At 41.6% G+C, this 12783-nt stretch carries 4 protein-coding genes and 1 tRNA gene; 3 read left to right on the top strand and 2 right to left on the bottom strand.

Annotated elements, in window-relative coordinates; translation table 11 throughout:
- Window positions 1-19 precede the first annotated feature (19 nt).
- From ftsZ to ACKWCD_RS18300, 3 genes are all read left to right on the top strand, one after another.
- A complete protein-coding gene (gene ftsZ / locus ACKWCD_RS18310) occupies window positions 20-1942 on the top strand; it encodes a cell division protein FtsZ (protein WP_413985417.1) in 1923 nt (640 codons plus the stop codon).
- Window positions 1943-2030: 88 nt separating this feature from the next.
- A complete protein-coding gene (locus ACKWCD_RS18305) occupies window positions 2031-2480 on the top strand; it encodes a GatB/YqeY domain-containing protein (protein WP_413985416.1) in 450 nt (149 codons plus the stop codon).
- Window positions 2481-2584: 104 nt separating this feature from the next.
- A tRNA-Arg gene (locus ACKWCD_RS18300) sits at window positions 2585-2658 on the top strand.
- 450 nt (window positions 2659-3108) lie between these two features.
- Here the strand turns inward: ACKWCD_RS18300 and ACKWCD_RS18295 are convergent.
- Together ACKWCD_RS18295 and ACKWCD_RS18290 are read right to left on the bottom strand one after the other, a co-directional pair.
- A complete protein-coding gene (locus ACKWCD_RS18295; protein ID WP_413985415.1) occupies window positions 3109-3993 on the bottom strand; it encodes a PorP/SprF family type IX secretion system membrane protein in 885 nt (294 codons plus the stop codon).
- A gap of 243 nt (window positions 3994-4236) precedes the next feature.
- Complete coding sequence (locus ACKWCD_RS18290) at window positions 4237-12558, bottom strand: invasin domain 3-containing protein (RefSeq protein WP_413985414.1); 8322 nt, start codon at window positions 12556-12558, stop codon at window positions 4237-4239.
- Window positions 12559-12783: the final 225 nt, after the last annotated feature.

Genomic DNA, 12783 nt, shown 5'->3' with positions numbered 1-12783 from the left:
AACCAGTAATATAAATAGTATGAGCAACAACACAGAATTTGAAGGAATCGCTTTCGATCTGCCCAAGAATCAAAGCAACGTAATAAAGGTCATCGGAGTCGGTGGTGGTGGTAGTAACGCCATCAATCACATGTTTCAAGCAGGAATCAACGGTGTTGATTTTGTAATCTTGAATACAGATTCTCAAGCATTGACGAATAGTTCTGTACCCAATAAAATTCAGTTAGGTGTTTCCCTAACGGAAGGTCTAGGTGCTGGTGCAAATCCTGAAGTGGGTGAGCAAGCAGCGATCGAGAGCACAGAAGAAATAAAAGGAATGTTAGATGTTACCACGAAAATGGTATTCATTACTGCCGGTATGGGTGGGGGAACAGGTACTGGTGCTGCTCCCGTTATCGCTAAGATGGCAAAAGAGATGGATATCTTAACTGTGGGTATCGTTACCATGCCATTTCAGTTTGAAGGAAAAATGCGTTGCCAACAAGCTCAGTTGGGAATCGAAAGACTTCGAAACAATGTGGATTCTTTAATTGTAATAAATAACAACAAGCTTCGGGAAGTTTATGGAAACCTAGGTTTTAAAGCTGGATTCTCAAAAGCGGATGAAGTATTAGCTACCGCTGCTCGCGGTATTGCTGAAGTAATTACGCACCACTATACGCAAAACATAGATTTACGTGATGCTAAAACTGTACTTTCTAATAGTGGTACAGCAATAATGGGTTCTGCAATAGCTACAGGTTCTTCAAGAGCAAACGAAGCTATTATGAAAGCTTTAGATTCTCCTCTTTTAAATGATAATAAAATTCAAGGCGCTAAAAATGTATTGTTGTTAATCGTTTCTGGTTCTCAAGAAATTACCATTGACGAGATTGGTGAGATTAACGATCATATTCAAACGGAAGCTGGTCACGGAGCTAATATTATTATGGGTGTTGGTGAAGATGAGGATTTAGGTGAATCTATTGCAGTGACTGTTATTGCAACTGGTTTTGATGTTGATCAACAAGATGATATTGTAAATAGCGAAGCAAAGAAGATAATTCACACTTTGGAAGAAGGTCAAAAAGCGGTACAAAATTTGACCCCTAAAAATGTAGTTCACCAACTTGTGGAAGATGAAGAGGTGAAAGAGCCAGTTCTAAAACATACTTTGACCGATGATTTAGATGATTTCGATTTAATTCCTACCACTAATTACATAAGAAACTTCAATGTTTTCTATGAAGAAGTTGTTGAAGAGGTAGCAGCAGAAAATGTTTCTGAAGATGATTTTATAATTGTCGATTCATCAGAAGCCATGGATATCGAAGTGGTAGATCCGCAAGTAGTATCTTCTAAGGAGATAGAAGAAGACCAGTTCGCCATGAGTTTTGAGTTGCCTATTGTTACACCAAATGAGGAAGAAGAGGAGAGTGAAAATGTAATTATGTTTGATCTGACGGAAGATGTTAGTGAGATGGATGTAAAAGATCATATTGAAGTGATTCCTGTTTTGGAGTATAATAAGGAAGGGGAAACACGCTACAGTTTGGATGATTACATGGAGTTGGAAAATCAATTGACAGGCGCCAAATCAAAGGCTGAGGAATTCGAGCCAAAAATTGTTGAAGATGAATTGGTTTTTGAAAAGCGGACAGTAGCTGAGAAGCCGAGTGCAGTTCAAAATGAAATCGATCCTATGGAAACTCCGTTGGAGGAATTACTAAAGGAAAGAGCTGATGAAAGAAGAAGAAAGTTAAAAGACTTTAACTATAAGTTTCAAAATAGTTTAAGCAATATTGATGAAATTGAGAAGGAGCCAGCATACAAGCGTCAAGGTGTAGATTTAGATAATACACCTGCGGAAAAAAAGGTCTCAAGAACAACATTAAGTGAAGATAGCAATGATGAGATTCAATTGCGATCTAATAACTCTTTTCTACATGATAATGTAGACTAACTCGACAATTGCTTATTAGTAAACCCGAAAATAGATACTATTTTCGGGTTTATTTTTTATCTTCGCAATCCGAAAAAATAGTAATAACATGAGCTTACAACAGCAAGTAATGGAAAAGATGAAAGAGGCTATGAAAGCTAAAGACAAAGTAGCTTTAGAATCTTTACGTGCTATCAAATCTGCCTTATTGTTAGCAAGCACTGAATCAGGTTCTGATGGAGAAATGAGTGAAGAAGCGGAGATTCAGTTGGTTCAAAAGTTGGTCAAACAACGAAAGGATAGTGCTGCTATCTTTATCGAGCAAGGAAGACAAGATTTAGCCGACCCGGAATTGGCTCAAATCGCGGTCATCGAGCAGTTTTTACCAGAACAGATGTCCGAAGAGGAAGTTGAAAAAATAGTGATTGAAACCATAGCTTCAACTGGCGCAGAAGGCATGAAAGATATGGGTAAGGTGATGGGGATCGTTTCCAAAAAGTTAGCCGGACAAGCTGATGGGAAGACGATTTCTACAATAGTTAAAAGTAAATTGATGTAGAGCATATTTAGTAATTTGTACTGAGTGAAAATTTATTTTTGATTACTGATTACTGATTACTGATTACTGATTACTGATTACTGATTACTGATTACTGAAAATAAGGCCGCGTGGCGCAACTGAATAGCGCATCAGATTTCGGCTCTGAGGGTTGGGGGTTTGAATCCCTTCGCGGTCACAAAAAGGTCTTGCTTTTAGCAAGACCTTTTTAATTTCAGGTAGATGTTTTACGTTAATGTTTTAAGAAACTGGTCGAAGTTCATTCAATTTTTGAAACTTAAAGTCCTCCCCTGCCAAGGGGAGGTGCCCGCAGGGCGGAGGGGTTAGCGTAGGGACACGAATCTTAAATTATTTGTTAGCTATTTTGTGAAAACCCCTCCGGCTATCGCCACCTCCCCTTGGCAGGGGAGGACCCCATGGTTTTGAGCTATTGTTGAAGAGTTAGAATGGGTGTTCCTAGGTTACCCACCCCGCCTGTCGGCACCCCTCCCTGAAAGGAGGGGACTCTATAAAACCCACTTCTTAGAAAACAAAAAGCCTCCTATTTCCAGGAGGCTTTTAACCAAAATAATTAACAACCAAATAGTCCCTTTTGTCATCCTACTGTCAAAAGGGTGATGCTTTAATTCTATAATTTTAACTTTATAAACACTTCATGTGTTCCTTGAGAAGCTGCCTGTACCGGACTGTCATAGGCTGATTCATAGGCATAGCCTAAATCTACCCAATCCGCAGCATTGAAAAGGAATAGTCCTCCAAAGCCTTCATCCAGTCTGTACATTCCACCTAGTTCGATGCGGTCTTTGATTCTAAAGGCGGCGGTAAAGTTGAGCGATAGGGGAGCGTCTTGTACATATTGCAACATCGTGGAAGGTTTGAAGACCAGATTGTCACTGATGTTGAAATCATAGCCAGCGGCAAGATAGATATGTGTTCTACTTTGTCCCAATTTGGCTACCCCGTCATTTTGTTCCAGACGATCTGTGGTGAGGAAGTTGGGAATGGATAGTGCCAAGAAGTAGCTTTCGCCTTTGATATAGGCTCCTGCTCCCACAGTGGGTATGAACCCTCCATCGATACCTGAAAGGGATGGGTCCGACATGATATCGAAAGTTACCAGTCCTGCAGTATTCACGTTATAGGAAGTTGCTCCTGCTTTGATTCCCAAATAGAGATCGGAGTTAGTTCCGAGCTTCAATCGATAGGAGAAATCAGCTGCAATGGCGGTTTGACTCTCGACAAAGGTTCTGTCGTTGATGACGGAGATTCCGAGTCCGACGTTTTTCTTCATTTGTGTGGAGAAGAAGGCACTTTGTGTTTCAGGTGCGCCTTGTACGCTCACCCACTGGGTTCTGAAGTTTACTCCTATTTCAGAACCGTCATGGGCTCCAGCATAAGCAGGATTTACAAGATTCATGTTGTACCTGTAAAAGGCACGGTTAGGGTCTTGCTGAGCAAAAGTGTTGAGGGAACTCAACATAAGTAATGCAAGTATGATTTTGATACTCTTCATGTTTTAGATTTTAGATATTAGTGTTTGGGTTTTATTTATAACAATTTTGACTAAAGCTCTACTCTGGTTAGAAAATGCTGTCTAAAAAGTTGATTTTGTCGTCTTTGCGAGGCACGAAGCAATCTGTAACTTTTTGGTAATAAACCGACGGATTACTTCACTTTGTTCGTAATGACGTTTTGATTTGACTTTTTAGACAGCTTTATTCCACAATTGTTTTAAAAGATTATTTTTCTGTCTTTTTTAGTAATTAATGAACATCCATCCATCTAGAGGTTCTGAACCATCACCAAGGTTGATTACATAGTAATAGGAACCTGGTGGTAGCATTTTGCTATTGTCTTTATAATTTCCACCCCAGTTGTTCTGGTAGCCTTTGGCACCAAATACTTCATGGCCATAGCGATTGTAGACTTTTACAAGGGAGTTCGGGAAGTTCTCGATTCCTTGAATTACCCAAGCATCGTTCATACCATCACCATTAGGTGTAAATGCCGTGGCTATGTTTTTAGCACTTATGCTACATGCATCACCATCCAAGTAATTAGGTACACCGTCATTATCACAATCATCATTGGTAAGGTCACCGTCACCGTTGGCATCTTCCTCATTATTTGGAACACCATCTCCATCATCATCTGAATCTAGGTAATCAGGAATACCATCACCATCTGTGTCACGACAGTTCGGGAAGTCCGGACATTCTTCTGAATCAGGAACACCGTCTCCATCGGCATCTTGGTTTGGTTCACAATTGTAATCACAAACTCCATCACCATCAGTATCAACATTGGTGTCAGGTTCTCCATCACCATCTGTATCACAATTCAGTTCGCAATTTCCATCACCATCATCGTCACAATTCAAGTCACATTGTCCATCTCCATCCGTGTCACAGTTTAGATCACAATCACCATCTCCATCTGTATCACAATTCAAATCACAACTACCATCTCCATCTACGTCGCAATTAATATCGCAATCACCATCTCCGTCAGTATCACAGTTCATGTCACAATCGCCGTCACCATCTATATCGCAGTTCAGGTCACAAGCGCCATCTCCGTCAGTATCACAGTTCAAGTCACAATTACCATCACCATCACTATCGCAATTTAGGTCACAATCGCCGTCACCATTAGTATCACAATTCAGGTCACAGTCTCCGTCACCGTCAGTATCACAATTCAGATTGCAGTCACCATCATCATCAGTGTCACAATTCAGAAGACATACTCCGAACTCGACATCTGCGGTATTTTGAATAGCAACTCCATCAAGTTGACCTGTAATGGTAATTATTTCTTCTACGGTATTGTTAACCGTTGCGGTGTAAGTTCCATCGCCATTATCGACAACAGATGAAATCATTGCCGTTGCACTTGTGGTTGCCAAAGTAACTGTACCACCGCTAGCGGTCAAAAGATTACCATTGGCGTCTGCCAATTGCACTGTAATTGTACTATTTGTCAAACCATCGGCTGGCACAGTACCAGTGGTAGTAATTGTAGTATTTGTATTATATACATCAGGATTTGCGTTGTCAGGTTCAAAAACTACTAGCGCTTCATCTGTTAATGCTACCCCATTTAGTTCTCCGGTAAGTGTTACCGTTTCAGCTGTAGTATTGCTAACCATAGCTGTATAGGTACCATCGCCATTATCCACTACTGATATAACTTGTGCGTTACCAGTGCTCATTATCACGATTGACCCACCACTTGCCGTCAAGGCATTACCATTGGTATCCGCCAAGCGAATGTCTACCGTCGAAGCCGAAGTACCATCTGCTAGTATAGGTGAGGTTGCATCTAAAGTTGTATTGTTATTTGTTGGGTCAGGATTCGCATTATCAGGCGCGAATACAACTTGAGCCGGACTTCCACTTGCTACCATGACTTCCGGAGTTGTACCTCCGTCATTATCCGTATCTACTGTTGCAGTCACATCTACTGTTTCCGCAGCTGTATTGGTTATGGTAATTGTAGCTGTTCCATTTACGTCTGTAGTTGCCGTTGCACTTGAAAGCATTGCACTTCCGGTTACCGCAAATGTTACATTTATACCTGCTCGTTTTACATCAAGTCTATCATCGTCTTTTAATTGTACTGTTATGATTTCCATATCAGCTCCATCGGCAATTCCAGCACCATCAGCAGCGGCTATTGTTGTTCCAGTACCATTTGTACTAATATCGTCGTTGACTAAAGTCACGTCAACGGTTTGATTCGGGAAACCTGTAAAGGCCCCATCTGAAGTAGGATCAACAGATACAGTAATTACTGTTGTGTCCCCTGTCAAAGCACTATCATCAATACCTGTAACAGTAATGGTCTGGGGTTTATCCCAGTCAGTACCATTGAAAGTGAGTTGCGCTATATCAACCGTTGCTTCTAAAACATCCCCAGAAACTAAATTTATCAGTACGTCAGTCGCTGGTTGTGAACCAAGTACTACGGTAAAGGTTGCGGTTCCGCCATTTTCATCGATAACCAATGCTGTATTGGAAACCATTGCTCCAATGGCGATATCGTCATTGTTCAAGGTCACATCAACCATTTGGTCCAAAAGGGGATCAAAGGCATCATCGGAACCTGCATCATTGACTGCAACCGTGAGAGCAACATTATCCGTTGCAACTGTGATATCATCTACTCCTGTTACTGTAATGGTTTGTGGCGTATCCCAGTCAGCGCTTGTAAAAGTCAACTGCGCATTATCTACAGTTGCTTCGTTGGTGTCCGCTGAAGTGATATCAAGCACCACATCGCTAATTGGTTGTGCTGTTAGCACGACCGTAAAGGTATCCGTTCCTCCATTTTCGTTGATGGCCATTGTGGTAGGTGTTACCGTAAATCCAGCGGCATCATCATCAACAATGTTTCCGTTGGCTATGTTGGCTGTTGCGTTTACTGTTCCTCTACTTGGGGCAGATATGGTTGCAATCAGGGTTTCTGTGCCTTCTACCTCTGTATCATCTAAAACGGGAATGTTTATCACTGCAGAACTAGCTCCGTCAGCAATTACAAAATTGGTCATATCAGTATAGTCATCTCCTGCCGTTGCCATACCTGACAAGGCAAGTGTACCCGTAATATCAGCTCCTGTACCATTGATAAGTCCACCATCGATACTTACTGTAAATACAGCCGCCGTTGCCGGTTCTGCACCATCGGATGTTGCAGCAATAGAGATTACCGGTTCATCGTCATCGGTAATGGTATACTCAAATGTTGGGGTAACCGAGGTATCTCCGTTGGCATCTTCTTCACTAAGGCCGTTGGACGGATTCGTGATTTCGAAAACCACCGTTTCATTAGCTTCAATCAACATATCGTCATTCAGACTAAAACCGGTGAGGTTTAAAGCTGTTGCAGTTGTACCATCGAAAGCAGTATTTGCAGGAATGGTTACCGTGGTCGGTGAGGTAAACGTATAGTCTGTTCCACCACCTATTGCCGTTCCCGCTACAGTAACCTGTAAATCAAAAGTAAGGGCAGTAGTACTCTCACCATTGACTAGAAATTGTACAAAGTTGTCAGCAGTGGCCTCGTCGTTAGAAGCTCCTGTGGCCGTTGCAAATTCAATCCCAACTGTATCATCATTGGTTATGGTATACACATGATTATCGATTAGGGCTCCACCAATAATTTCTTGAATTGTCAGACCAGATTGTGCATTTGAAAGTGTCAAATCGATAGTTTCATCGGCTTCGACCAAGTTTTCATCTGTGATGGCAAAATCAATTGGCACTAGGTATTCTAGGTTCATCGTTACATTAGTCATGGTAGTGCCACCTCCTGCTAAACTATACACGTAATACGTCGTGCCTGCAATTAATATAACGTCATACGTTTTTGAGGGTGTTCCGGTATCAATTCGATCTGTACTTCCATTAAACACATCAGAAGATCCATCCGTTACTCCTGAGGTAGTTCCAATTCTCGGAAAACCATTTGGCGTTCCAGCGCTAGAGAAAGTTTCTGCAGCGTAGGTTAGTTGATACGTACCTGAAAACTTTGGTACAAAGGTTTCTTCTCGTTGCGTAGTAGGACCATTGGCAAGACTCGGATAGCTACTACGCAGTCGATCTCCAAAATTCAGACTAGATAAGGCAACTGGTGTTGTTGACGTATAGGTGCCTGCTGGTATATTTACCGAAATTGTTTTAGGTAATGGTGGAACTTCTCCACCTAAGGTATAATCTGTTCCTATTGTGGCAGTCCCTGTTGCATTAATTATGACATCAATTAAAGTATTTTCGTTTAATGTTCCATCGATTAATAGATTTGGAAGATTACCTCCTGTAGCTTCTACATCATTCGCAGTTGCCAATTCAAACTCAATACTAGTAGCTTTTTGTGCAAGCGTAAAATAGGTCGTTCCAGGTAATGCCAAGGCTACCGTTCCCGTTGCGGAAAGGGCTGTTTCTGTGGTTCCTGTTGCAGCACTGAAATCGCCATCCGTGGTTCTGGTCAACAGTACCCAACTATCATCATACCCATCAAACTGAAGGTTCATAGCACCTGCTATGGTTCCCATGTTAACGGACTTCCATTCCCTTGCTGTTCTTGTAAAATATTTACTATCCAAATCAGTACTAATGGCATCGGCAACAGCACCACTGGCACCATCATTACCTATCAATAAATACTGCCCGTCGGTCAGTGAGGTATGTGTGCCATTAGCGCCTGTGAAATTTGTATCTGTGGATACTGTAAGAATAACTTCATCATTAATGGATCTTGAGATTTGTTGGTTCAACGCTTGCTTGGCATCATTGGCAATACCAAAAATATCGCTAGTGTAAGTGGCATCTACTGGCCAAACGTTGTTGCCTTGAGAATCTAGATATGCCGTGGCACCATCGTTTAGCGTGACACCGTATTTGATGGCGAGGTAGGATTCTACTTGTTGCCTTTCTGTTCCTGATAAGGATTTGTTATATGCAATAATTTCGGTAATATCACCAGCATACGCCCGTGAGAAACCAAGTGCAGCCTGAGCGCTGTTTTGACCTATCTCATATAGTAGTGGAGTACCAGTTGATACAGCGGTCGTTTTAGTTCCATCTGATTCGCCGTTAGCGAACAGTTCTAAGCTTGTACTTGTATTAATCAATGAATTTAGAAGTGGCCCAGTATTCGTTGCGGTAGGGTTCGTTCCTGATATCTGTCCGGTTACACCTGATACCGAAGTGGGTCCAGTTGCGCGTATTTCCCGATTGTCACTACCAAGACCAAGCCAATAAGCCGCTGCCATAGATGTGGCACCCCAAAACTCTTGTGATGCGAATGCCGCTCGATATGTTGAATTCCCAGCAGCCTGCGCCGGTCGTGTAAAGACGGTGAATATAGATGCATTATCTGAGAGGCTCAATGTATTCGAGGTTGTTAGTATATCAGCTGTTGCCTCGGCTGTATCTCCCGAAAACGTAATAGACGGGTTAAAGTTTACCATATTGACTGTAGCATCCGGCTGTTTTGCAGCGTCAGCCTGAACTGCATTATTACTATTACCCGAGCGATCATCCCACTGTGAAACAGCACTACCACCAGTTACTCCATCATCTGCTTTTAACCAAAGTGCCAAACTTGGTGCCACTGCTCCGGGAGCTACTTGCGTAAATCCAACACTAAAAATATCACCATCTGACAGTGTAACTCCTGCAAATTCTACGGAGGTACCATTTACAGTACCTGCAATACTACTTGCCGCTCCATTAATAATTAATTCGTAGGTTCTTAGTGTAGAAGCATTGATGTCAAAGCTTAAGTTTACAGCGCCTACGCTTCCTGTATTGGCAGCTTTCCATTGACGTTCGTACCTTGCATCTAAGGTGGCAGGAACGCCTGTAGCTACTGTAGTAGTTGTGCTACCTGCATCATTACCCACTATTAAAAATTGTCCATCAGTCAAGGATACGTGGGTACCATTTGCTCCTGTAAAGTTGGTGTCGTTAGAAAGGGTTAATACCGCTCCTGTATTTACAGATTTTGAGATTTGTTGGTCTAAAGATGAATCATCATCTTTGGCAATACCAAAAATATCACTATCGTAAGTGGCATCTACTGGCCACACGGTTGAACCATCAGAAGCCAAGTAAGCTGTGGTACCACTATTTAAGGTGATTCCGTATTTTATGGCTAAATAACTTTCTATGCGTAATTCGTCTGTACCCGATGGATTATCAGTTCCGTAAACGATGAATTCTGCAATTCTTCCTCCAAAACCTCTCCTTTGTCCACCACTATTGGCACTAGTCCTACCCAACGATACAGACCCTGTTCCGAAATTTACTGTTTGCGTATCTGAGTTAAGCGTTTCCGCGTTGACACGTAAATTTCTAGTTCCTGCTGCAGATATATCTGACGTATACAAATGTGGTATTTCCAAATCAAATGTTGGATCAAACACAAGCCTTCCAGTTTCTCCACTAGTTCTACTTCCAAAACCTTCGTATAGATTACTATCTGAAAACAATACCGTCTCGTTACCCAAGCCCCAGTATCCTCCTTCAGCGTCTGTAACAGCTGGGTCATTATTGTGTACTTTAACAATATAAGCTTGTCCCTCTGTATATGCAGAAGTAAAGTTGACCCATTCCAAATAGTCAGTTGCATCGTTTGCTGTTCCTGGATCAAACACTACTGATGGGTTGAAATTAATCGTATTATCTTCAAATGTTGGTGTTCCTGTTATTGTTTCTGTTCTTATATTTCCACTTTGATCATCCCAACCTGTTACTGTTGTGCCCGTAACTCCAGAATCAGCTTTTAACCAAAGGGCTAAGCCTGGGGCTACATCACCTGGAGAAATTTGAATGACTCCTAAGGTAAAGTTATCGCTATCATTAAGGGTTACGTTGGTAAATTCTATGGTGTTTCCATTTACGGTTCCTGTAATAGGCGTAGCCGCAGAAAAATCTGTAGAATTATTTACTTTTAATAATGAATAGGTTCTTATGGTAGGATCGCTGATTTCAAAACTTAAGTTAACAGCACCCACACTTCCTGTATTTTGTGCTTTCCAAATTCTAGCAATTTGTGCATTTAACCCTGTAGGGATTTGTCCTGCTGCTAAACCTGTAGCACTTTCACCATTGTTTCCTACTACCAAATACTGTCCACCTGTCAAAGAAGCATGTGTACCATTAGCGCCTGTAAAATTCGTATCGTTTGATAATGTTAAAACACTTCCTGTATTTACAGATTTTGAGATTTGTTGGTCTAAAGATGAGTCGTCATCTTTGGCAATACCAAAAATATCACTATCGTAAGTGGCATCTACTGCCCAAACTGTTGCTCCATCTGAACTTAAATAAGCCGTTGCTCCATTATCTAGCGTAATCCCGTACTTAATAGCTAAATAGGATTGTATTTGTTGTTTATTGGTTGCACTATTATCCGTGTCATAGGCGATAAATTCTGCAATGTCTCCGTTAAAGTATTGGAAAGTATCATTATCGGCAGTACCAATACGGGTCTCACCAAGTGCTTGAGACTCTCCACTAGTATCAGACGCAACGTTTGCGCCATTGATGTCTATTGCTTGGTTGTTACCACTGACACTGTTGAAGTAACCAGCGACGTGTGGTGACCCAATGGCAAGCCCAGAAGGACCAGATACTCGATCATCCGTACTAGGATTACCTCCATCAAAGTAGACTGTTCCATCAGGATAAATGTGATGACTCTGATACCTATTTCCGGTTCCATTTCCAGGATTAAACCCAAAGATTGAGTTATTCTGTCGTGCGTCTTCACGTGCTACGAAGAAGATGTTTGTTTCGTCCGACACTCCAGAAGCAAACGGAGATGCGGGATTGGTCATTTGATCATCTGTACCATCAAAGTCCATCACCGGGTTAAAGTTAAGGCTGTTTGTCTCTAGTACTGGTTGTTGTCCTGCCACCGCAGTCACGTAGTGATCGTTTCCGGATTGATCGTACCAAACCTCAGCAGCTTCAGTATCTAAAACAGGATCTTCTATTGCAGGAACTATGGTTACCTTAAAAACAGCATCAAGAGAAGTTGCAAAAGGACCAGCATTACCATACACCCTACCTCCTGCATAGACATCTGTACTAGTAGATCTAAGCTGGGCAGATCCTGAACTAGGAATATATTTAAAAGAATACACACCACTAGTCGTACCTGTAGTGGTAACGGCTTCAGGATTAAAAGAAACGGCATACGTTCCTGCGCCTGCCATAGTAAATGTTTGACTTTGAAGCATCGTTCCTGCACCCGCGCCAGAAAATGGGCCTTCCCAAATCTCTAAGATAGCGCTACCCGTTGGACCATTATTTGTAACGATCTCTACGCCAACTATTTCACCATCTGCTAAAACGGTAAACGTTTGACCAATCTCACCACCACTATCACTAACCGCTGAGCTATTAGTGGTTTGCGCTATACTTGATAATTTTCCAAGCCCACTATCAGCTTTTAGCCAAAGGGCTGATCCTGCAACTCCTCCTGGATCTTGTGCAAAAAGTTTAGAGCTTGCCAGCAAAAGAAGTAGCAAAAATAGAATTCCATTTAAAAAGGTAATTTTTTTCATAGTTTGGGTATTATTTTGTTGGTATGTAGTGCTATGCATTGAAATGTCTGGTTTTGTATAGTTGTGCAATTACTTACTTTTAAATAAGTATTTTCCTACAATTGTTGTGAATCAAATGAAAATTGTTGTGAAATCATCGATTATGTGGGTTGTTGTGTCGGTGAAAGGGTTGGTGGAAGGGTAAAGGGTGAAAGGTGAAGGGTTGTTGGGTGTTTGATGCTTGGT

It is taken from the genome of Maribacter taeanensis (assembly GCF_047345145.1).
Taxonomy (GTDB): domain Bacteria; phylum Bacteroidota; class Bacteroidia; order Flavobacteriales; family Flavobacteriaceae; genus Maribacter_C.
Note: the sequence above shows the minus strand (reverse complement) of the source record. Positions and strands in the feature narration are given on the sequence as shown.